22 protein-coding genes are annotated in these 21,322 nt (G+C 51.4%); 21 read left to right on the top strand and 1 reads right to left on the bottom strand.

Features of this window, described 5'->3' with window-relative positions; genetic code table 11:
* Positions 1-454 precede the first annotated feature (454 nt).
* Positions 455-667, bottom strand: coding sequence for a DUF3892 domain-containing protein (locus tag CX651_RS05510; protein ID WP_101054424.1), 213 nt, complete (start codon positions 665-667; stop codon positions 455-457).
* A 94-nt stretch (positions 668-761) separates the two neighbouring features.
* On the opposite strand from CX651_RS05510, the gene CX651_RS05505 reads away from it, so the two are divergent.
* The 21 genes from CX651_RS05505 to CX651_RS05405 all read left to right on the top strand — a co-directional run bounded on the left by CX651_RS05505 (position 762) and on the right by CX651_RS05405 (position 21,004).
* Positions 762-1,346 (top strand): lysozyme, encoded by a 585-nt coding sequence (locus tag CX651_RS05505; protein ID WP_101054421.1) that lies wholly within the window; start codon positions 762-764, stop codon positions 1,344-1,346.
* Positions 1,347-1,534: 188 nt separating this feature from the next.
* Positions 1,535-1,873, top strand: coding sequence for an Rz1-like lysis system protein LysC (gene lysC / locus CX651_RS20420; RefSeq protein ID WP_425272431.1), 339 nt, complete (start codon positions 1,535-1,537; stop codon positions 1,871-1,873).
* Entirely contained in the window at positions 1,854-2,108 is a 255-nt protein-coding gene (locus CX651_RS05495; RefSeq protein WP_101054416.1) for an HP1 family phage holin, read from the top strand. The genes lysC and CX651_RS05495 overlap by 20 nt, the downstream gene beginning before the upstream one ends.
* Positions 2,108-2,641, top strand: coding sequence for a terminase small subunit (locus tag CX651_RS05490; protein ID WP_101054413.1), 534 nt, complete (start codon positions 2,108-2,110; stop codon positions 2,639-2,641). The genes CX651_RS05495 and CX651_RS05490 overlap by 1 nt, the downstream gene beginning before the upstream one ends.
* Positions 2,616-4,595, top strand: coding sequence for a phage terminase large subunit family protein (locus CX651_RS05485; RefSeq protein ID WP_101054409.1), 1,980 nt, complete (start codon positions 2,616-2,618; stop codon positions 4,593-4,595). Before CX651_RS05490 ends, CX651_RS05485 begins: the two co-directional genes overlap by 26 nt.
* Entirely contained in the window at positions 4,592-4,798 is a 207-nt protein-coding gene (locus CX651_RS05480) for a hypothetical protein (protein WP_025009588.1), read from the top strand. Before CX651_RS05485 ends, CX651_RS05480 begins: the two co-directional genes overlap by 4 nt.
* Before the next feature lie 24 nt (positions 4,799-4,822).
* Positions 4,823-6,394 carry a phage portal protein gene (locus CX651_RS05475; protein WP_101054406.1) on the top strand — a complete coding sequence of 524 codons (1,572 nt, stop codon included), beginning with the start codon at positions 4,823-4,825 and terminating at the stop codon, positions 6,392-6,394.
* Positions 6,303-8,375 (top strand): ClpP-like prohead protease/major capsid protein fusion protein, encoded by a 2,073-nt coding sequence (locus tag CX651_RS05470; RefSeq protein WP_167398123.1) that lies wholly within the window; start codon positions 6,303-6,305, stop codon positions 8,373-8,375. The genes CX651_RS05475 and CX651_RS05470 overlap by 92 nt, the downstream gene beginning before the upstream one ends.
* Before the next feature lie 67 nt (positions 8,376-8,442).
* Positions 8,443-8,766, top strand: coding sequence for a DUF2190 family protein (locus CX651_RS05465; RefSeq protein WP_101054403.1), 324 nt, complete (start codon positions 8,443-8,445; stop codon positions 8,764-8,766).
* Positions 8,759-9,133, top strand: a complete 375-nt coding sequence (locus CX651_RS05460; protein ID WP_101054400.1) for a hypothetical protein — start codon at positions 8,759-8,761, stop codon at positions 9,131-9,133. The genes CX651_RS05465 and CX651_RS05460 overlap by 8 nt, the downstream gene beginning before the upstream one ends.
* Positions 9,133-9,696, top strand: coding sequence for a hypothetical protein (locus CX651_RS05455; RefSeq protein WP_101054397.1), 564 nt, complete (start codon positions 9,133-9,135; stop codon positions 9,694-9,696). Before CX651_RS05460 ends, CX651_RS05455 begins: the two co-directional genes overlap by 1 nt.
* An 8-nt stretch (positions 9,697-9,704) precedes the next feature.
* On the top strand, positions 9,705-10,130 hold the full coding sequence (locus CX651_RS05450; RefSeq protein WP_101054394.1) for a hypothetical protein: 426 nt from the start codon (positions 9,705-9,707) through the stop codon (positions 10,128-10,130).
* Positions 10,127-10,846, top strand: a complete 720-nt coding sequence (locus tag CX651_RS05445) for a phage tail tube protein (protein ID WP_025009593.1) — start codon at positions 10,127-10,129, stop codon at positions 10,844-10,846. Before CX651_RS05450 ends, CX651_RS05445 begins: the two co-directional genes overlap by 4 nt.
* A 78-nt stretch (positions 10,847-10,924) precedes the next feature.
* The gene (locus tag CX651_RS05440) at positions 10,925-14,335 is read left to right on the top strand and encodes a tape measure protein (protein WP_101054391.1); all 3,411 of its coding nucleotides are present in this window, start codon (positions 10,925-10,927) and stop codon (positions 14,333-14,335) included.
* Positions 14,335-14,715, top strand: a complete 381-nt coding sequence (locus tag CX651_RS05435) for a hypothetical protein (RefSeq protein ID WP_101054388.1) — start codon at positions 14,335-14,337, stop codon at positions 14,713-14,715. The genes CX651_RS05440 and CX651_RS05435 overlap by 1 nt, the downstream gene beginning before the upstream one ends.
* Before the next feature lies 1 nt (position 14,716).
* Complete coding sequence (locus CX651_RS05430) at positions 14,717-17,173, top strand: hypothetical protein (RefSeq protein ID WP_101054385.1); 2,457 nt, start codon at positions 14,717-14,719, stop codon at positions 17,171-17,173.
* A 10-nt stretch (positions 17,174-17,183) separates the two neighbouring features.
* Positions 17,184-18,149, top strand: a complete 966-nt coding sequence (locus CX651_RS05425; RefSeq protein ID WP_146225966.1) for a hypothetical protein — start codon at positions 17,184-17,186, stop codon at positions 18,147-18,149.
* Positions 18,142-18,429, top strand: coding sequence for a hypothetical protein (locus CX651_RS05420; protein ID WP_101054380.1), 288 nt, complete (start codon positions 18,142-18,144; stop codon positions 18,427-18,429). Before CX651_RS05425 ends, CX651_RS05420 begins: the two co-directional genes overlap by 8 nt.
* A 386-nt stretch (positions 18,430-18,815) precedes the next feature.
* The gene (locus CX651_RS19810) at positions 18,816-19,013 is read left to right on the top strand and encodes a hypothetical protein (protein ID WP_157822668.1); all 198 of its coding nucleotides are present in this window, start codon (positions 18,816-18,818) and stop codon (positions 19,011-19,013) included.
* A 118-nt stretch (positions 19,014-19,131) separates the two neighbouring features.
* A complete protein-coding gene (locus CX651_RS05415) occupies positions 19,132-20,292 on the top strand; it encodes a hypothetical protein (protein ID WP_157822667.1) in 1,161 nt (386 codons plus the stop codon).
* Positions 20,293-20,533: 241 nt separating this feature from the next.
* Positions 20,534-21,004 carry a hypothetical protein gene (locus CX651_RS05405; protein WP_101054375.1) on the top strand — a complete coding sequence of 157 codons (471 nt, stop codon included), beginning with the start codon at positions 20,534-20,536 and terminating at the stop codon, positions 21,002-21,004.
* Positions 21,005-21,322 lie beyond the last annotated feature (318 nt).

Genomic DNA, 21,322 nt, shown 5'->3' with positions numbered 1-21,322 from the left:
ATTATAGGCATCTAGAAAAGGTGCCTTCTCTGTATCACAATCTGTTGATTGTAAATGTAAAAATGCTGATGGGTTTTCGCCTGGTTCATGGTTCGCTGATACACCAACTTTGCAGATCCTTTTTTGATCACGCCGATCTTTTGCATACGTTTGGTTTTGTATTAGGCTTTCAGTGACAGATTTAGACTCCTGTCATTAGTAAACCGAAGCCCGCGCCCTTTCCTGCGGGCTTTTTATTTGTGTGTTAACACACAACTTTCAAACCGCTTTTATCAAATGGGGCAGATCTAGGACTAAAACGGACAGAAAAGGGTTTTTTTTGCCCCCCGAAAATCGCTATGTTTATGGCATGCTCGCCAGAAGTCAAAACCGCAATTGTCAACTGGGAAGGTTTTGTAGAAGAAACATGTAAAAGTGATTTGAGTAACTGCTGAATACTCAAATCTAATGACTCTTAGTCCTTGTTTATATTGTTACTTTCAGTAGAGTCAGGGTTTGAACGTACGTATTCTTGACCGTTCACATTTACGACGTGGTGGTTTGGGTGTTGACCATTGTTGACTTCATTCACCAGGGTGTCTCTGTCAACAACTCCACGTCCATGGATTGTGTAAGAGTCATTCTCACCGTGTTCACCATCATTATTGCCGCGAATATTTGTCGCCATTTGTTTTTACTCATAGTACGTGACCAATTGTCACACAGTGGATATTGGGGCTTCTGAACAAAAAACAAGCGTCTTGGGGCATGTGGATCAAAAAATGCGTCTTCGGAAATATTTAATTGCTGCAGGTTTATCTGGCGCCACCCTAACCGGTGGCGTTTTTATTGCTGAGCATGAGGGCCGCGTTCTTGAAACCTATGTGGATCCCGTTGGCATTCTAACTAGCTGCTATGGGCACACAGGTGCTGAACTCGAGTTGGGCCAGTTCTTTACTGAGCAGCAATGCCTGGCGCAGCTCGCTGATGATTTAGATGTTGCTGCCCGGCAACTGCATCACTACACGGTTCCAGTTCAATTAACTGACAGTGAGAAAGCCGCCTATCTGTCGTTCATCTATAACGTTGGTGCCGAAGCGTTCAGAACGTCAACACTACGAAAGAAGCTGCTTGCAGGTGATCACACTGGTGCCTGCAATGAACTTAGCCGCTGGGTCTATGCAAAAGGCGAGATCCTACCCGGGCTTGTAAAGCGCCGCTCCGCTGAGCGCGAACTTTGTCTACAGGAGTTAACCAATGTTGAAATTACTGAAAGGCGGAGTTGGCAGCGCGCAACTCTACGTGATTGGCGTTTTGATCCTAGCCTGCGTTGGGCTTGGCGTGGCGTTGTCCTTCTCGAAAGCTGAAGTCGCCACACTCAATGGCAACATCGAGAAAGCCGAATCAAAGCAAATCATATTGCAGACTGATCTGGATTCGGTCACGGCCAGCCTGTTACTGGCTGAGAAAGATAAAGCAGATCTCAGGCGCAATGCCAACCAACTGGCGCGGTTGCTTGGTGAACGGGAGCGAAGTCGCTTAGCGTCTGCGGCTGATGCTGAAGCAGTTGAACAGGCGACAAAAGAACTACTCGAGGATCCAGAAGATGAAGAAGCGCTTTCTTGGGCTGTCACTGCTGTTCCTGCTCAGCTTAACCGGCTGCTCTGGCACACCTCCTATTGTGCGAACGGTAACGGTCACAGAGACAGTGTATGTACTGCCACCGGAATCCCTGATGAGCAGCTGCGAAATCCCGGTTTATCAGGGGCGAATCAACCCCGATCTCTATAACTACTCCAACAAGCTTATCGCTTCCCTGATTCGCTGCAATGTGGATTGGCAGGCATTACATAACTGGCGACAGGAGAAAGCCAATGAGTCTGATAAACAGTGATGCTGCTACACAAAAGGGATTCAGCATTGCCAGCTATCTGTCATCGCTACTCAGTGCAATTGGTGGCGCATTAACGCTGAACGATATTGCCGTGTTGCTGGGTATAGTGCTGGCACTTTTTACCTGGGCTGTGAATTGGCTCTATCAATTCAGGCGTGATCGCCGGGATGCGGAGCGCCACTCTTTGGAAACAAAGCTGCTCAATGCACAACTGGAAAAACTGGATGGCAGTTAATGGCCAGAATAAAACCTCAGGAGGACGCTGCCGTTCTTCTGAACAAAACCGATCTGTGCAAGAGTCTGGGCATAAGTACCACGGCATTCGATAAGTGGGGAGTTCCTGTTACCAAAAAGCACGGCCGTCAGAGTTTATATTCCGTGGCCGATGTAGTGGCCAACAGAGTAGGCCATGCCGAGCGAAAGTTTGCTGCATCAGTACCAGAGGATGATCCCGAAAAGCCAAACCTCGACTTTGAGCGCTGGCGTCTGACCAAGGCCCAGGCAGACGGGCAAGAACTTAAAAACGAAAAGGACCGAAAGTTAGTGGTAGAGGTTGGTTTCGCCACTTTCCTTCTTAACAAAATAGCGGTGCAAATTGGTCCAATCCTCGACCAGGCACCGCTCACTGTCAAAAGGCAACACCCCGACACCGACGAACACCAACTGGAAACCATGCGCGCCGAAATCATCAAGGCGGGCAATATCGCGTCAGGCATCGGGGAACGTATAGAGGATTATCTGGATGAATATCTCCGCAGCACAGATTAACAATCTGAAAGCTGCGGTTACTGCTGGACTCAAAGCCATGTGGCGCCCGCCAAGGATGACATGCGCTGAGTACGCCGATGAGCATTTTTATATGTCGTCTGAGTCCAGTTACTCAGAGGGTAAGTGGAAGAGTCTGCCGTTCCAGGTTGGCATTCTCAATGCCATGGGTAACGACCTGATCACCACTCTGAATGTGATGAAGTCGGCGCGGGTTGGTTACACCAAAATGCTGATGGCCAATGCCAGCTATAAGATAGAGCACAAAAAGCGCAATGTGCTTATCTATCAGCCCCGCGATAAGCAAGCCGTCAGCTTTATGAAGAAGCACGTTGAAACGGCTATCCGGGACATTCCAGTATGGCGCGCTCTTGCGCCATGGCTGGGGAAGAAGCATAAAGACAGCACGTTGGAAGATAAGATGTTTTCCAACGGCAAAACCTTGATGGTTCGAGGTGGCACGGCTGCTGCCAACTATCGTGAAATATCAACCGATGATGTGATTTACGATGAGTTGGCCGGCTTCGATGAATCCATTGAGCATGAAGGCAACGCTACCGGGCTTGGTGATACTCGAGTTGAGTTGTCGGTGTTTCCAAAGTCTATCCGTGGTTCAACGCCAAAGATACTTGGCCGCTGTCAAATGGAGAAGGCCTGCAGCGAAAGCCCTCACCATTTTCATTTCTATTTGCCGTGTCCTCATTGCGGTGAGTTACAGCGGCTTAAGTGGGGTGGCAAAGACGAGCCCTTTGGTATCAAGTGGCATGGGGACGACCCCAAAACCGCCTATTACCTGTGTGAACACTGCGCCTGCGTAATCGAAAACAAATGCCTCACGGCCATGCAGGAACACCCTGATGCCAAGTGGATTTGCGAAAAAACAGGCATCTGGACTAGAGATTTTCTGGCGTTCTTCGACAGCGAAGGCCGCGAGATAGCCACCCCTGAAAACATAGCTATCTACATTTGGTCGGCCTACAACCCCCTTTCAAGTTGGCGAAAGTTGGTGACCGACTTCTACAAGGCCAAGGACGACAAAGAAAAGCTGCAAACATTCGTCAATACCAAGCTAGGCCAACCCTGGGATGATGACACCGGCGAAAAGCTGGAATGGGAAGATCTTCTTCGCCGCCGGGAAATGTATCCGGATGGCAAGATGCCGCAGCGTGTCGTTTATCTCACAGCAGGTGTTGATACTCAAGACAATCGCTATGAAGGCAGAATTTGGGGCTGGGGAGCCAACAAAGAAAAGTGGTTGATTGATCGATTCATTCTTCACGGCCGTCCTGATGACAATGAACTACTGGGCAGGGTTGAAGATAGGTTAAATAGAACTTATACCCGTGCCGATGGAATCATTTTGAACATCGGGATTATTTGTTGGGATACCGGTGGTCACTACCACGATACAGTTGTCTCAATGTCAAAGCGTATGGGTATCCAAAGGGTTATCCCTATCTTTGGTGCAAAAACCTATGGCAAGCCTATTGCCAATTTCCCTCGCAAGCGAAATCGCAAAGGAGTTTACCTAACTGAAATTGGTACCGATGGTGCCAAAGAACAGCTGATGTCTCACTTGTTAATCCAGCCTGATCCATCTGTTCCGAAGGCAAATGCCATCCACCTACCAATGGATGACAGTATCTGCGATGAAACCGAGCTGCAGCAACTGACATCAGAACGCAAGATCCCTCAGCGTAGGGACGGCAAGATAGTTTATCGCTGGGACAACGGGAATCGCCGTAATGAAGCGCTGGACTGCTTTGTGTATGCCCTGGCCGCGCTCTATATCGCCATTGAGCGTTTCGGCATAGATCTCGAAAAGCTAAGCCTGCAGGCCGTAAGTCAGGAAAGTGAACCTGAGCCTGAGCATACCCAACCAAAACCCAAACCCCAAAAAACAAAATCCAGCGAGAGCAATGGCTGGCTGAAAACGTCCGGTGGAGGCTGGCTGTGAACAAAGAGCAAATCGAGAAAATGATTGCCGTTTATCTGCAGGCTGAAATTGATGTGTTGGATGGCAAGTCCACCACTATCAACGGCAAGCAGATGGCAATGGAAGATCTGGAGTCCATTCGCAAAGGCCGTCAGGAATGGGAACGGCGGTTGGCATCCATAGGGCGCCAACGTGGTGGTGCCAGCCTGGCCACTTTCAATTAAATCAACACAAACCCGAGGGCATTCATGAGTTGGCTCAATGACATCATTGTCACAGTCTCGCCCGCGTGGGCGCTAAAACGTGCTGTTTCCACACTGCAATACCAGAATATCAGGGCGTATGAAGCCGCTAGCCCAAGCCGCACTCATAAGGGCAAGCGTGAAGGCCGAGGTGCAAACCAGGCTGTATTCGCCGCCGGCAAAAACTTGCGAGAGCAAGCACGCTGGCTGGATGAAAACCACGATCTCAGTATCGGCATTCTCGACCGGCTGGAAGAGAGGGTGGTCGGCGCCAATGGCATTGTGGTGGAGCCGCAGCCAAAAGACATGGCGGGCAATATACTCGGCGACTTTGCCGAAGAACTGGCGCGCCGCTTTGCTGCCTGGAGTCTTAAGCCTGATGTAACAGGGCGCTACACCCGTCCAGAGCTTGAGCGTTTGGTGCTTCGCACTGCGCTGCGTGATGGTGAATGTTTCGGCCAGCATGTGGTTGGCAAAATCCCTAGCCTTATTCACCCCAATCCACAGGGCACCCCTTACTCTATCGAAGCTCTTGAGCCTGACTTTGTTCCCTATGAGCTCAACGATACGGCAAAGAAGATCCGCCAAGGGCTAACCGTGAACGACTGGGGCCAGGTCACTGCATACAACGTACTCAAGCAGCACCCCGCTGATGTAATGGGGTTCAAGCACGTTACCAAACAGATCCCTGCCAAGGCCATGATGCACTTGGCCCAGCTCAAGCGCCTGCATCAGTTGCGCGGTGTGAGTGTGTTTCACGGCATTCTCACCCGTCTGGCCGATATCAAGGACTACGAAGAATCCGAACGGGTAGCGGCGCGGATTGCTGCGGCGCTGGCGTTTTACATCAAGCGCGGCAACCCCGATATGTACACCGGCTCTGGTAATAACGGAGGCAGCCGGGAAATCCCGATTGCCCCCGGCATGACCTTTGACGACCTCGCACCCGGCGAGGATGTCGGCATGATTGAGAGCAATCGCCCCAATGTCCACATGGTGGACTTCAGAAATGGCCAGTTGCGTGCAGCTGCGGCCGGAACACGTACCAGCTACTCAAGCATCGCCCGCGAATATGCCGGTAGTTACTCAAGCCAGCGCCAAGAATTGGTTGAGCAGGATGAATCAAACCGCATCTTGCAACAGTGGTTTTGCGCCGGCTGGTCACGGCCTGTTTATCGCCAATGGCTTGTCGCCGAGCAACTTAACAAAGTTGATCCGTTAAAGCTGCCTAGGGAGCTGGATATTCGCACGTTATTTGATGCCCAGTACTACGGCCCCACAATGCCGTGGATTGACCCGCGCAAAGAGGCCGAGGGCTGGGAAATGATGATCGCGGGCAATGCTGCGACAGAGGCCGAGTGGGCTAGGGCGCGAGGCCGCAACCCTGCAGAAGTGAAGCGTCAGCGCCGCCGAGAAGTTGAATACAACCGCGATAACGGCATGTTGACCGCCAACGATCCAGACCCAGAAACCAACGGAGCTAAAAATGAAACGAACTCATCTAGCGGCAGCGTGCGCGACCGCGCTAACCAGCGCCGCGCTGATCGCGCCGCAAGGCGCACTGACACCGACCAATAAGCCTGATAAAAGCTGGTATAGCCTCAAAGCCGCCGCCAACGGTGAAGCCGAGTTGATGATTTACGATGAAATCGGCGGTTGGGGCATAACCGCCAAACAGTTTGCCCGAGATCTTAAAGACCTTGGGAAAATTACTCAGCTTAATGCACGCATCCACAGCCCTGGCGGTGATGTGTTCGAAGGGATGGCTATTTACAACATCCTCAAAAATTACCCTGCGCATAAAGTAGCCCACATCGATGGGCTGGCAGCTTCCATGGCTTCGGTTATCGCCATGGCGTTTGATGAGGTAGTCATGCCAGAGAATGCCATGATGATGGTTCACAAGCCATGGGGTGGCACCATGGGGGACGCCGATGATATGCGCAAATATGCCGATCTGCTCGACAAGGTAGAAGGCAATCTGGTTGGTGCCTACCGAGACAAGACCGGCATGACCGATGAACAACTGCACGCCCTGCTGGCAGAAGAAACCTGGCTCACCGGCCGCGAGGCGGTTGAAAAGGGTTTTGCTGACACGCTTACCGAGCCGCTCGCAATGGCGGCATCACTCCAATCCAATCGAATGAAGGATTACGCCAATATGCCTAAAGCTCTTCAAATCCTGCTGGCACCGCAGGCCAATAGTGCTAACCCGCAGAATGTTCCAACTCCTGCACCTGTTAACCAGCCGGCTCCATCGCCAGCGCCATCGGCACAGCCAACGCAAGAGCAGATCAATGCTGCCGCTGCTGAGCTGAACCGCACCCGGGTTGATGGGCTGAACACCTTGTTTGCCAGTTGGCCTCAGTTTGCCGAGCTGAAAAACGAGTGTATTGCTGACGTTGAAATGACCGCTGAAAAAGCTAAGGACAAGATCCTGGCTAAACTCGGTGAGAATACTACCCCTGCAGCAGCCCAGCCACGCAGTGTGATCATCCATGCTGGCAACGGCAATATTGTGGGTGATTCCATTCGCGCCAAGTTGATGGCAAGCGCCGGTCACGAAGCTCGGGAGAAAGACAACCCTTATACCAGCTATGACCTGTTGGATCTGGCTCGCGCCTCTTTGACTGACCGTGGCATCAGCGTGGCTGGATTAGACAAAATGACCATGGTGGGTTTGTCCTTTACTCACTCATCCAGTGACTTTGGCAACATTTTGCTGGATGTTGCCAATAAGTCGGTGCTGCTTGGTTGGGATCAAGCCGAAGAAGCCTTTGAGCGTATCGCCTACAAGGGGCAGCTTGGCGATTTTAAAGTGGCGCGCCGCATTGGTCTCAATGAATTTGGCAGCCTACGCCAGGTGCGCGAAGGTGCCGAGTACAAACACATCACCACCAGTGACCATGGTCAGAGCATCGCGCTGGCCACCTATGGTGAGATTTTTTCCATCACCCGCCAGGCCATCGTTAACGATGACATGGACATGCTGACCCACATCCCGATGATGATGGGGGCTGCGGCCAAAGGCACCATCGGCGACCTGTTCTGGGCCGTGCTGACCAGCAACGCCAAGATGGGCGATGGCAAGGCGCTTTTCCACGCCGACCACGGCAACCTGGGCAGTGGCGCGCCCTCGGTCGAAGCCCTGGCGGCAGGCCGCAAAGCCATGCGCCTGCAAAAATCTGGTGGTCGCAACCTTAATATCCGCCCTGAGTTTGTGCTCTGTCCGGTGGCGCTTGAGGACACATTCAACCAGATCATCAAGTCAACCTCAGTTAAGGGCTCCGATGCCAACTCCGGCGTGGCCAACCCTGTGAAGGATATGGCCGAGGTGATTGGTGAGCCGCGTCTGGACGACCACAGTGCTGCCCAGTGGTACATGGCCGCAGGTCAGGGGCGTGACACTATCGAGGTTGCCTACCTGGATGGTATCGACAAACCTTATATTGAGCAGCAGCAGGGCTTTAACATTGATGGTATCGCCACCAAAGTGCGTATCGATGCTGGTGTTGCAGCCCGTGACCATCGCGGCCTGTACAAGTCTTCAGGCCAGTAACATTCACTTCTGGTTTAAGCCGCCTTCGGGCGGCTTCTTTATATCCGAAATCTAAAAGGACAGCCCAATGAAAAACCTTATTCAAGATGGCACCACCATTACTCTCGCTCCAACCGTGGCGGTTGTGAGTGGTACTCCTGTGCTGATTGGCGCAATGCTTGCCGTTGCCTTGGCAAACGTTCCGGCAAATACACCTGGCACTTTTATCCCAGAAGGCGTGTTTGAACTCGCCAAAGCCCAGGCTGACGATATCGGCCAAGGTGATCAAGTGTATTGGGATGCAGCTGCCAAGGTGATCACTACCACAGCCACCGATAACACCCCGGCAGGTAAAGCCTGGGCTGCTGCCGGTAACGGCGCGCTTTCTGTTGAAGTGAAGATCAATGTCTGACATTGATCAGCTCTTTTCCATGAGTAGAGCAGACAGACAGGCGGCGAAGTTTCGCCGTCTGTTTGAGCGCATGGGGCAATGGTGCCGGGTTGTGCCTTTCGACGGCGCTGAACCCGTTGTCAGGCTGGTGAATCTTGCTGGCTCAAAAGGCGAGATTGCCGCATCAGCAGGCAATGAATACATGCCTGAAAAAATTATGCAGGCCGAGTTTCTGGTGCAAGATGGCAAAGTTTTCTCCGGCGACACTGTTGAGCTTGGAGACATTGATGCACTTGGGGATTTTGTTGCCGATGGCACCAAGCTGCAACTGACGCTGCTTTCGGCAATAGACGCAGTGTCTGTCACTTATGTTTATTTGGAACTGTAATGGCCAGCATTCGAGCTGAGGGGTTCAACGCTGTCGCCAGAGAGTTGCAGCGAATACGAAATGCCCAGGCACCGGCTATCGCTGCGGCTGTGAAAGAGGCCACCCGTTTTGGCGAAGAGCTTGCAGTTACCGAAGTATTTAAGCGTTACGGCTTTCGCGAGCGTAGTTACGTTGCCCGCCACTTGTCAGTTTCATTTAACGAACGAACTCTGCAGGGGCGAGTGTCAGGGCGCTATCGCCCCAGCACTTTAAACCGATTCATTGTCCGCCGTAATACCCGAACCAGCAAAGGAGGCGGCAGCGCCGTTCCTGATGGCATAACGATAGCCACTATTCGCAACAAACCAACATGGTTCAGAGGTGCGTTTACCTTTATTGGCCGCAATGGCAATGAGCTGATGGTGTCGCGCCAAAAAGGTGATAACCGCTGGCGCAGCCTTAAAGGCCGCAAAACCCTATACGGGCCCAGCGTTGCCGGTTCATTCGGTGTTATCAGGGATGACATAGAGCCACCCATTATCCGCCATTTGCGTGAGCGGTATCGGCATCACGCCAAGCGTTAGGACATTCCATGATCAACGACATTATTGAACGGCTGCAGTTGGTGCCGGGTGCCACTGTGCGCGAAGGCTTTTATGCCCAGTCATTGGTGCGTGAATCTAAATTCATATTCCTGCAACCGTACACAAGCAAAGCATCTGTTCCGGGAATGCAAACTGGATACAAAGAAGACCTCACTTTGCAAATTGTCGCCGGCATCAAGATACCTGGTTTTACCCAACCTACCAGCGAGCTGATCAACCTAACCAGAGAGATCCGCTCATCCCTGTTTTCTAACCAACGGGACCCCGCTCGGCCCAACTGGCTTAAAGGCGCCTTTGGCCTTGCAGAGTCCGAAGAATGCAAATTCATCATGCCGGAAGCTCATGAACACCACGGCTTGGCAGTGATCACCATCTCCATTTCAAACAGCCCAACCTTCGAGGATAGATTATGAGTGTAATAGTTAAAGAGTCGTACATCGGCGCCGGCATCGTGTACGTTGCCGGCCGGGATGTTGGCAACGCATCCGGCGTTGAAGTTTCAATCGAACAGGAAGAAAAGTCTCTGCCCAACTACCGGGGTGGTGGCGGTAACTATGACTCAGTTACAAAAGTGTCGTCTGTAAAACTCAAGATGACACTCAACGCATTCAGCAATGAAAACCTGGCTCTCGCGCTGCGCGGCAAAGTTTCAGTGCTGACAGCTGATCCTGTTGATAATGAGATTGTTGTTGCAAAACTGGATGGACTGGCCCCAACCGAGAAGTTGATAGACATATCTAAGCCGGTAACAGTCACCAATAGTGACGGCACCACTGCATACGATGTGGACGTTGATTACTACGTTAGCGCTGCCGGTATCCGCGCCATAGGCACAGGGGAAATTGTTGATGGGGCCCAGTTGAAGGTGTCATATACCTCTGCTGCAGGCAATGCCCTCGAAGCATTGACCGAGGCCGGTGTTACCGTCCCTGTGGTGATCGACGGTATGAACGATGCAAACGGCAAACCTTGTGTGCTGAGGTTCTATCTGTGGAAGCCTTCGCCAACGTCCAGCCTGTCATTGATTACCGATGACTATGGTTCATTCGACATTGAAGGCGAAGTGCTCGCCAACGATGCGATAGTTGCCGCCGGCAAGTCGAAATTCTTCAAGCGCCTGGCTGCTTAATAGTAGCCGTTTCAGCCGTACTGCTGCCTTTGGGCGGTAGTGCGGCTTTTTCTTTGTTGAGCCAATTCGGAAATCTCTATGAGCTTTAAAGACCAAGTGATCAACCTGATCATTCAGGGGCGGGATCTCTTTAGCAGTGAAGCCAAAAATTCTGAAAAGACGTTGGCCGAGTTGGCTGAACAAAGTGAAAAACTCAACCAACGGCTGGAAGAATTACAAGACCAGAAACAGGCCGTTGATACCATTGAGGATTTAACCGCTGCGGTAAGCAAGGGCACTCGTTCATATTCAGAAGCTGCCGCGGCACTTGCAAAGCTGCAGCAGGAACAACGCGACGCAGCCGGATCTGCCAAAAAACTACAGCAAGAACAGGCTCAGGCTGCCACTCAAACAGCAAAGCTTGAGCAGGATTATCAGCAGCTGAGTGATGAGCTGCAACAATACAACTCTCAGATAGATGCTACGCGGGCCAGGCTTGAACAACTGACAGCAGAGCAGCAATCCGGGGCCGTGGCCAGCGGCAAACATGCAACTGCCATTGCGGCTGCCAAAGCTGATCTGCAGGCGCTGGAGCAGGCTCAGTCATCAACCAGAACCGCAGCCGACCAGCTTAACACTGAGTTGGAACAACAGCGCCAGGTACTGGATAGGCTCAATACTGAATCAGATGAAGCGGCACTGGCCAGTGCCGACTATGCGGCTAAAGTAAAACTCGCCAGGGGCGAACTCAACACACTGGGATCAAGCCTCAATAAAAACCAGCGCACGCTCAATCAGCAAAAGGCTGTTCTCGATAAAGCCGGGATCAGCATGGATAAGCTGGCCGAAGCCAGCGAAGATCTGAAACAGCAGCAAGCGGCGGCTGAAAATGCGCTTGAGGGCGTTAATAAAAACCTGGCGCGTCAGAACAGGCTGCTCGATGAAAGCAGCAAAGGCGCCGAGGATTTTGGCGGTTCAATAAAACAAGCCACGGCATCACTGCTTGCCATGGCTTCGGCTTATATCGGTGTTGATCGCCTCTGGGCTAGTTTGACAGGCATCTTATCGGCAGGTGATAAGGCCAAGGCATTCACTGCCCAAATGACTGCTATGATGGGCAGCTTGTCTGCCGGCGAACAGGCCACCGCTTGGATTAAAGAGTTTGCCAACAATACCGGCTCAAAACTCGATACCATCAAGCAGGCCTTTGCCAGCCTGAAGGCGTTTGGCATCGACCCCATGAATGGCAGCTTACAAGCCATGGTGGACTACAACGCCAAGCTAGGCGGTAGCCAGGAGAAGCTTGAAGGCATCATCCTTGCCGTCGGCCAGGCGTGGGCTAAACAAAAGCTGCAAGGGGAAGAGATCCTGCAGCTTGTTGAGCGTGGCGTGCCCGTGTGGGAGCTGCTGGAGAAAGTCACAGGCAAGAACACGGTGCAGCTTTCAAAGCTTTCCGAACAAGGCAAGCTCGGGCGTGAAACTATCCAAGCCCTGTTTGAGGAAATGGGCAAGGGCGCCAACGGCCAAGCCGCCAAATCACTCGAGCGCCTTTCCGGTCAGGTCAATGTACTGTCAAACAATTGGGAATTGTTTCAGCAAAAAATTGCCGATTCAGGTCTGTATGAGGTTGGCCTGCAGTTTCTGGATGATCTCAACAACAAATTTGATGAGCTCAACGGCAATGGCAAGCTGCAACAGGCTGCTGCTGATATCAGTAACTTCTTCTCCACTATCATCAAAGATGGCGGCGAAAGTCTCACTGCAACCCTTGATAATATCCGCGCCTTCACTCAGGGGTTAACTGTTGTTGGCGCCAGTATTCAACTGGTTTGGAATGGTATCACAGCAGGCCTGTCCACACTGGCAATGACCGCCACGGCTGCCTATGCAACCATTCTCAGTGGTTGGGCAAAACTGCTTGATGCTGTTGGGGTTGATGCTCTGGCTGCCAAAATCCGCGAGGCGACCGGGGCCATCTATGCGATCTCCAAAGGTTTCAAGGATCAGGTCGAGCAGGACGGCGCCGATATTCAGCAGGCATGGGCAACCATCACCAAAGCGATGGCCAAGAGCAGCAAGGACTCTTACAAAGCCAGCGCAACTGCCGCCAAAGAATCTGCCGCTGAACAGAAAGCAGCGGCAAACGAAACATCCAGCGCACTCGACAAACAAGCCGCAAAAGCCAAGGCCTATGAATTAGCTATGGCCAAGGCTGGGATCACAACCGTTCGAGCTCTGCGCGAGCAGGCTGATATTGCCAAGTCAACGTTTGCTCAAGTTTCCGCGGCCCTGAAAGACGGTACCGCATCAGCCTATGATCAAAAGCAAGCGTTTTTGGAGTGGGCTGAGGCTGAGGTAAAAGTGGCTGCAGCTGGAAAGCAGCAGGTTTCGGTAATGGTACAGCAAGCCGCCGCGGCCCTAGGCTTAAACGCTGAATTGCAGCGACTCATTGCTACTCAGCAAAACTTGAGTAACTCGCAACAGAATGTTGAGCAGGGAGCTGACAACACCGCAGACTCAGTGGAGCAATCCGGCGAGCGAATGAATCAGGCCATGCAGGATGTCGGCGACACTACTGAGAATGTTGGCAAACAGGTATCCGGGGTAGCGGCTGTTATCAGTCAAGCCGGTTATGCAGCTTATGCAGCGGTAAAAGAACTCAGCGAGGGAACGGTTGCGCTGTTCAAATCGCTGACATCAGGTGTCGCTGCATATAACCGTGAGTTGTCTGATATTGAGCAAACGCAAGAGAAAATCGAAAACCTGCGGCATGCCATTAACGAGCTTTATCTTGAGCAATCAAAAACACTCGATTTTACCCGTCTGCGCCGCTGGCAGTATGAGCAGGACATAGCCAGCAAATCCGCTCAAATGGCCTACTACGAGCAGCGTGTAGAGTTGCTGAAGTTAGTTGAAGCATTAGACGATACTGACAGTGCCAACATGCAATTGCTGCGTAGTGCCGAACATGCAAGCAAGACCCTGGGGCTATTGAACGAACAGGATCTTGATCTGCTCACTGCAGCAATAGATAAGGCGCGTTCGAGAATGGACGCTCTGAAAGACTCGGCGTCAGACACGCTCAGCTCATTGCTTGATGAGCTGGACGAGTACGAAGGGCGCCAAGCCGATATTGAGAAGCGCCGTTATCAACAGGAGTTGGCAGATATCAAAAGCCAGCTGGCCGAGGCTGAAAAGACAGGCGACAGGGAGTTGCTTGATCAACTGCGCCGCGCCGAGCAGACGCTGAACAAAGTTTACAAGTATCGCACTGAGGAAGTTAAAGCCCAGCAACAGCAGAACCAGCGCGACACCCAATCAAACAGCACTTCTACCCAGCAGCCAGCCCAACCCAAACAAACAACCAGCCAGGCCAGTTTCGGCAATAGCTATAACGCTACGCTGACTCTGATTGTTGAAGGGCGCCGTACCCAACTGGATACCAATAAAGATCAGCTGGACGAGCTGCTGCGTTCTATCGAGAAAGCAAAACTGACCCAGGGGGGCTAATGCAGCGCATTGACACCATCATCCCAGAGCATCAGCAGTTGCTCTGGTTGAACCAAAACGAACAGCAGCGAGTTCAGGCTGTAGCTGAGCGCGGCGGGAATGGGGCCCTGATATACGAGCAATTTGTTTTGCCTGGCGGGTTCCCCTTGGTTATCGGCACCTCAAACTCGGGAATGACCCGCGCAGATTTTGAAGCGCTGCAACAGCACAACTATTCGACCCTCACCTCGTTTGAACTGGAGCTCGATGGCAACAGCTGGAATGTGATCTGGGATAACCGCGATGGCCCGGCCGTAACCGGTGAGGATCTATTCCCAACAGTCGGCGGCGACTCGCTGCTGAGCAATGTCGTTCTTAAATTCCTGACCGCAGAGGCATAGCATGGCAATCACTCGCGATAATCTGAAAATATTCAAACCTGAGTTACTTGGTGATTCGCCAAGCGCCGGGGGCCAGCGTACTAAGAACGTGGTGCAATCCGGCGAACTAAACGAGCTGTTTAAAGCGATCTCCGATATTGATCATGCCGTTTCAGCGGTTGAGATTGTCAAATGCTTCCCCGGGCTGGACACTCTCGGAACAGAAACGCTGCTGGATGGCCACATATTCATTAGCCAGCCACCGGCCGATCCCTTGGTTAGTTGGTTGATTGCTGAATCATCATCATTGAATGATGAATCTCGGATGACTGATATGGTCGATATCCTCGAATCCAGCGTCAGGGCTGGCCAGTTGATCCGCGATAGCCTCATTGGGCTGCTGGCCGGTCAAGACTCTTTCCCTCGGCCTTACTTGCAGTCGCGTTACCGCTTTAATGACGTTGACTACTGGAACAATGTCACCCTGGGCCAGGGGCAGATCATCTGCATCAGCGTTGAATACGATGGCAATGAAGATGCCAGATACCCCCGCTTTGAGCATTTCTGCGAAGTGCAGCAAACAGTTACCGGCGGCGTCAACGGTCAAGTTAACTTCAAGCCGCCAATCCCATACGACACGCCGAACAGTGATGTGTTTATTAACGGTCAAAGCGGTTGCACTAAGCTGCGCTACACATCAACTAACCCTGATATCAAATATCACGGTGTTAGCAAACTGACAGCAGAGTCCAGCGGTTCGATATTATCTGTTGCAGCAACTCAGTCTGAACTACTGCCAAAAGTGAAAACGACTCGCTCACATACCGGCAATAGCATTGGCTCACTGGGTTCCTCAGACACGCCAACCCAGGTTATCAAGAAGGTGCTGCAGCAGCCTGAAATAGACGGCCAGAACACCTACATTTTTGATGTGCCTGATATTATCGACACAGATTTTGTCAATAATGTGCTTGGGCTGGCCCCGAAAGCTATCGGCATCAGAAGCACGTATCGCTGGACAGTTGATGTTACCGGCAGCAGCGCATCAGTAACCCGAAATGTTTTTGCTTTTGGGTCAACAGGTGCTGCCATCGATGGCGTATCTCTTGAGTATGTTTCTGCCCTCAGATACAGCCACTTCGATTCAGCTTCAGGCGCACTGCCATCATCACGCAAGCTGGCTGTGGGTACTGTCGTGATGCAAATCACCTTTGCCGATGCATCCGGCACACTATTGCTGCGAGAAACAGCAGATGGCAACTTTACGGATAACAATGGCCGTACCTTTGTAAACTTGGATTACACCACAGGCACAGCAACAAAATTCCCAGATGACCGCGGCGATTTCAGCATTGCCTACCAGGCGCTGAGTGAACCAGGTTTGCCGGACGATAACGCCGCAGGCTTTACGCTCAGCGTCACCACGCCAGTGTTGGACAGCTTCTATTTCACAGTATCCAGTGCCGATGGCAATACCCTAATTAGCGGCAGCAGTGATGCAAACGGCGTAATTACCGGCGCAGGAGTCTCTGGGAACATAAGCGGCCTGTCAGTGGAGATCAACTTTACCCAGGACATAGATCTAACCACGCTGCGCTATGACATTGATGAAACCGTTACCCTAAACCCGCCACCTGAGCTGTATGGGCTTAACCCACTAAGGATGCAAAATGGCGGCGTAGTGCCCATGTTCAATGCATGGACACCAATCACTGTTGAACACACACAAGTGCAAGCTGTAACCGCCAGTGTTGGACAAACATACAACGTGCGTGATACGGCACGTTTTGTTGATATAACCGATGCTAACGGCGCCAGCCTGTGGACAGTGGATAATGCTCACTACAGCCACAACAGCACCACCGGCGTAGTGACTATCAACAGCACCTTTGACGGCTTCACGGCACCTTTCTTCCTCAGCGACTCGATCGGTGAAGAAGCACTGGTCACAGAAGTTAACGAGGGCAAACTGCAGTTGGCATCACCTCTTGCGATCACATACCCGGTTGGCGCCACAGTTTCCAGCGTTCAAAACCTCGGCAACATGCAAGCATATGTAGGCCCAGTGAGAGACATGACCGCCTGGGATGGCAACTGGGAACAAGATGGAGCCTCGGCAACTGGCTCTCTTAACGTGGTGGATCATCCCATCGAGATGAACAACCAGAATGCTGTTAACGAGGATTGGGTGTTGATCTTCACAAGCCCAACCGCATTTCGTTGTGTCGGGCGGCGTATGGGGCAAATTGCGGTTGGTGACACATTCAACGACTTCTCCCCGATTAACCCGCGCACACTAGAGCCTTATTTTGTAATACGCACTGCAGCATTTGGGGCGGGATGGAATACAGGGGAGGCCATTCGATTTCAAACATTTGCTGCAGCTAAACCTGCCATGTTGATCCGTTCAGTCGCCAGCGGACACAGCCAGATAACCACGGATAGAGCCGTGATTGCTTTTCGTGGTAACGAGTCTTAATAGGAGAATAATGATGGCCTTACCAGTTACTGTATACCGTTGGGATGATGCTGGCGCACCTAGTATTGTCGGCGGTAATCGCAGTTCAGTATTAAATGTATTGAAAAAATGCTTGGTTGATGGGTATGGTGATAAATTGCCGCTCGGTTGGACAATAGAAGCTGAAACAATAGGGGAGAGTATCGCGTTTGTCCCATCAATCCCTGAGTCAAACGGTGGTGTTGCTAGGATCTACTCATCCAGCAGCGGCAATAATGCAGCAATGTATGTTTATTGTGGTAATGTAAATCTAGGCGGCGGCTCCTTTTCAAACGCAGGGTGGATTAGAACGTTTCAGACAGCAACAAATGAAACTGGTTGGATATTAATAGGCACAGCTAGGGGGTTTTATTTCCAGTATCATAAGCCGAATACCAACAATAATGATGTTGAAGTTGCCGGTGGTATGAGCGTTTGCATATTTGTCGGCGAAATTGACTCATTCTTTGAACCAGATCCTAGCGCTATGACATGTATCAGCGCAAATAGTTCCGCTCACGATTATAGTGTTAGCAACTTAGATTCAATCGGCATGATTGACGATGGCTGGTCGGCTAATCGATTTTACGATTTAGATAATAACGGTGGTTTTGCTGATTACAATATAGCAATCGGCTTAGACAGAGCTGACGGCACTGATTGGCAAAAAAACACAGGGACATATGAATCTACAGGTGTACCAATTATTATCCAAGATGTAATCATCAAAGGTTCGGGAAATCCTCACGCAGATGACAACTACGGGGTTAGTCAAGCCAATAGTTTAACGCGACCATATATTCGCGGTAAATTACCGGGCCTATACCGAATGAACTGTGCGTTGTATAGCGATCAACCGTGGCCGACCATATTGAATATCGCTGGTGTAAATTATTATGCTGTGCCTAGCAAATTTGGCGTAACCACTTTGATTAAATTGGACACATGGTATGACTAAAATACTAAATACTGTGGTGCTTACAGAGCCTGTTAGATACGTCGGGCTATTGGTGGTGGATACAGACCAATACGCCAACAGAATTGTAGCGTATGAACATGACGACCCTACAATCATTATTATTAATAGTCCGTTATTAAGCAATCCGTATAAAACAGTATTACCAGTTAAATATGCGACAACAGCTAAAATGTTTGTTGGTATTCTGGATGATGATGGGGAGTATGATTGCAAATTTACAGATGGTGTATTGGCACAACTTGTAAATCCGGCACTATAAGCGATGATGCAGTTAATATTCGACACACCGTGGTCTGATTCGACATCACCTATAAGCCTATTCTTTGAAGGGAATGAGCCTGTAGAGCCGGGGCTGCAGTTAATATTCGACACACCGTGGTCTGATTCGACATCACCTATAAGCCTATTCTTTGAAGGGAATGAGCCTGTAGAGCCACCAGTGGAGCCAACGCCGCAAGTGTTAGGGATTAGCGTTGGGGTCGGGTGGTCTACTATCCTAGCGGTTGAGCAGCAGATTACCCTCAACTCACACAGTAGCAAAATTGGCCAATGCGTAAACGTAACAACCCACGGTTCCAGCCATAGGGACGACACGCATATTGCCTGGCATGCAGAGCCCACTGTGCAACAGCGCCTAAGCCAGGCATGGGCGGTAAAAAAGGCGGTTATGCGGCGTTTGTCGGTTCGCTGGCCAATGCCAGTGGCGCACAGGTCAAATACCGCGCCAGGTTGGTTTACCGGCGCCACTCGCCGGGAGCAAACAGCGTTGCGCTGGCGCAACAACAAAGCGCTTCGCTGCAGCCCCATGCAGCGTTCAACCACAGGCCACCCTCAGCAGCGTAAATACCAGCTCTCATGGCAGGGCGAGGCCACCAGAACCAGCCACTACATTAAATGGGGCTTTCCTGGCCCTAAGTATATCTGCACCAACAAATGGGCAGATATGGCGCCAAAGAGCCCTGTGACACTGGAATTTGATGAACCACTAACAGAGCAGCAATCAATCATTGAGTTGAGTTTTGACGAGCTGCCAATGGTATGCCATTGGGACTACGGCGGCGGCTTTATACCCGGTAACCCTGTATTGCCCCCACTTGATCTCAAAGTGCCGATAGAGCCACAGATCCGGAGACTGTATTTAATGCAACCAACCCTGACTTGTCACCGACTCTCTGATAACCGCGAGCTGGTGATCACCGAAGTGAGCATAACCTACAGCCGTAGCCAGTTTGTGACCTCTGGCAGCATCAAGTTCTCAAGCAAAGGTGATGCGCTACTGGCAGTTGATGAGGTGCTGCGTATCGGCATCAATGGCTATGAGTTTTACCTGCTGGCCGAGGCGCCAAGCAGTAGTGAAGCCTGGGCATCTAACAGCTACACCTCAGCAGCCAGGGGCCGGGCTTCTCAGCTGGCATGGCCCTGGAAGCGCGAGATCAGTTACCACAATCAAGCGGCGCGGTCATTCGCCGGTTGCCTTGGCGATATTGTGGCCAACAGCGGCTGGAGCATTGAACTGGTTCAGGTACCGGACTTTGTGATCCCCGCCGGAGTTTGCTCAGTTAGCGGCAAAACGCCGCTGGATGCCGTGGCCGAGTTGGCAGGGCTGGTTGGCTGTATGGTGGACCCGGACGAAGATAACAGCACACTTCGGATCCTGCCGCGCTGGACCTATACCCCTTGGAGCATGGCGGCAGCAACTGCTGATGTTAACCTGCATGATGCGGTGATCTTCAATCACAGCGAGCAAACAGAACGGGGCCAGCAATGCAATGCCGCCTGGGTGCGCGGGGAACAGCAAGGCGTTTCGGTAGAAGTTCGGCTCAATGGTACCGCCGGTGATGAACCCACGGACGATATCAGCAACATGCTGATTGTCGATACCCAAGCTGCCAGGCTGGCCGGTACCAATGCCATTGCCGATTCAGGTACCAAGCGCAGAGTCAGTATCAACACCACAGTGATGGCCGACCTGCCGCCGCTGCGCCCCGGCCAGCTGATTGGCATTACCTGGCGCGGTGAAGTCTATAAGGCGCTGTGTGATACCGTGACCATCAACGCGAGCATGAGCAGTAGCGGCCTTACCGTGCGCCAGAACGCTGGTTTAATCAGACAGGGGACATAATGCTTAAACAACTGAAACGTGAGCTGCTGCCAGCGCGTGAGATAGCGAAGGTAAACGCAGAGAACGCCGATGGCACAGTGACTGCCACAACGCGAAGCGGTAAAACATTCCGGGCAACCGGCAGCGGCAATGTCGGCTCATACGTTTATATCCAAGATGGCCGGGTACTAGGCCCGGCGCCAGACTTGCCGCACTCGCAAATCCTTGTGTAGACTGAAACAGATCAAGGAGGAACAGCAGCATGAGAACGATATTGCTAATATTGGCCCTGGGTTCTTCGGCAGCATTTGCAGAGGTGTACGAGTGCGAGCCTGGGGTTTTTCAAGCAGAGCCATGTAGCATTGACAGCAAGCCGTTAGAGCTTCGACAAGGATCCAACGTTGAATACCGGGTCCCTCCTAAAGTGGAATATGAACCTGCGGTGGAAGAAAAACCTTCCACAGACATGACCAATAATCACCCTTGTTATGGGAAAAAAATACCACGTGATGCAATACGTTGGCGGCATTTGGCTATTTGTATGACCGAGAGCCAAATGCTGAGTATTGCTGGGCCTCAGCAGTACAACGTTTATGAGTATTATAAAGACGGTAAGCATTACAAAGAGTATCGGTTCACCGAACCCCGTTATGGATTTCCGTCTTATGCGATAGTGGAAGGGGGATATGTGGTCGATCCTGGTGGCAGCAAGAGTTTTTCTAACTCCCAATAGCAACTAACAGCGTCAGTTACTAACCCCGCAATACACTACCAATTGGCATCACTTACCAATGATCAGCTGTAAGTGAAGGTTAAGGAAGATCGGGGGGAGGCGGGCTGAATCCCATGACACAAATGGTCTATATAAGTGGTAAATGAGTGCTGTGTACATTGGTGAGTACATTTTAGAAAGGATTGTCTTTAAAAATCTGATTTTAATCAATGCTTTGTAGTTTTATGTTTCATAATCATGCCAAAATATGGAAGGCTGAGGTTGGGCTTGACTCATACTGATGACTTTTGCTCTTCAGACAAAAGCTTATCTTAACAT

The organism is Shewanella chilikensis (assembly GCF_002836945.1).
GTDB lineage: Bacteria > Pseudomonadota > Gammaproteobacteria > Enterobacterales > Shewanellaceae > Shewanella > Shewanella chilikensis.
This window is presented reverse-complemented; position numbering and strand designations above follow the sequence as displayed.

Bases quoted from the DNA above. Each gene is read 5' to 3' on its own strand.
- CX651_RS05430 (WP_101054385.1), top strand. From the start codon at position 14,717: ATGGCAATCACTCGCGATAATCTGAAAATATTCAAACCTGAGTTACTT.
- lysC (WP_425272431.1), top strand. From the start codon at position 1,535: ATGCTGAAGCAGTTGAACAGGCGACAAAAGAACTACTCGAGGATCCAG.
- CX651_RS05445 (WP_025009593.1), top strand. From the start codon at position 10,127: ATGAGTGTAATAGTTAAAGAGTCGTACATCGGCGCCGGCATCGTGTAC.
- CX651_RS05450 (WP_101054394.1), top strand. From the start codon at position 9,705: ATGATCAACGACATTATTGAACGGCTGCAGTTGGTGCCGGGTGCCACT.
- CX651_RS05440 (WP_101054391.1), top strand. From the start codon at position 10,925: ATGAGCTTTAAAGACCAAGTGATCAACCTGATCATTCAGGGGCGGGAT.
- CX651_RS05425 (WP_146225966.1), top strand. From the start codon at position 17,184: ATGATGGCCTTACCAGTTACTGTATACCGTTGGGATGATGCTGGCGCA.
- CX651_RS05465 (WP_101054403.1), top strand. From the start codon at position 8,443: ATGAAAAACCTTATTCAAGATGGCACCACCATTACTCTCGCTCCAACC.
- CX651_RS05510 (WP_101054424.1), bottom strand. From the start codon at position 667: ATGGCGACAAATATTCGCGGCAATAATGATGGTGAACACGGTGAGAAT.
- CX651_RS05405 (WP_101054375.1), top strand. From the start codon at position 20,534: ATGAGAACGATATTGCTAATATTGGCCCTGGGTTCTTCGGCAGCATTT.
- CX651_RS05485 (WP_101054409.1), top strand. From the start codon at position 2,616: ATGAATATCTCCGCAGCACAGATTAACAATCTGAAAGCTGCGGTTACT.
- CX651_RS05490 (WP_101054413.1), top strand. From the start codon at position 2,108: ATGGCCAGAATAAAACCTCAGGAGGACGCTGCCGTTCTTCTGAACAAA.
- CX651_RS05475 (WP_101054406.1), top strand. From the start codon at position 4,823: ATGAGTTGGCTCAATGACATCATTGTCACAGTCTCGCCCGCGTGGGCG.
- CX651_RS05460 (WP_101054400.1), top strand. From the start codon at position 8,759: ATGTCTGACATTGATCAGCTCTTTTCCATGAGTAGAGCAGACAGACAG.
- CX651_RS19810 (WP_157822668.1), top strand. From the start codon at position 18,816: ATGGGCGGTAAAAAAGGCGGTTATGCGGCGTTTGTCGGTTCGCTGGCC.
- CX651_RS05505 (WP_101054421.1), top strand. From the start codon at position 762: ATGCGTCTTCGGAAATATTTAATTGCTGCAGGTTTATCTGGCGCCACC.
- CX651_RS05420 (WP_101054380.1), top strand. From the start codon at position 18,142: ATGACTAAAATACTAAATACTGTGGTGCTTACAGAGCCTGTTAGATAC.
- CX651_RS05435 (WP_101054388.1), top strand. From the start codon at position 14,335: ATGCAGCGCATTGACACCATCATCCCAGAGCATCAGCAGTTGCTCTGG.
- CX651_RS05470 (WP_167398123.1), top strand. From the start codon at position 6,303: ATGAAACGAACTCATCTAGCGGCAGCGTGCGCGACCGCGCTAACCAGC.
- CX651_RS05455 (WP_101054397.1), top strand. From the start codon at position 9,133: ATGGCCAGCATTCGAGCTGAGGGGTTCAACGCTGTCGCCAGAGAGTTG.
- CX651_RS05495 (WP_101054416.1), top strand. From the start codon at position 1,854: ATGAGTCTGATAAACAGTGATGCTGCTACACAAAAGGGATTCAGCATT.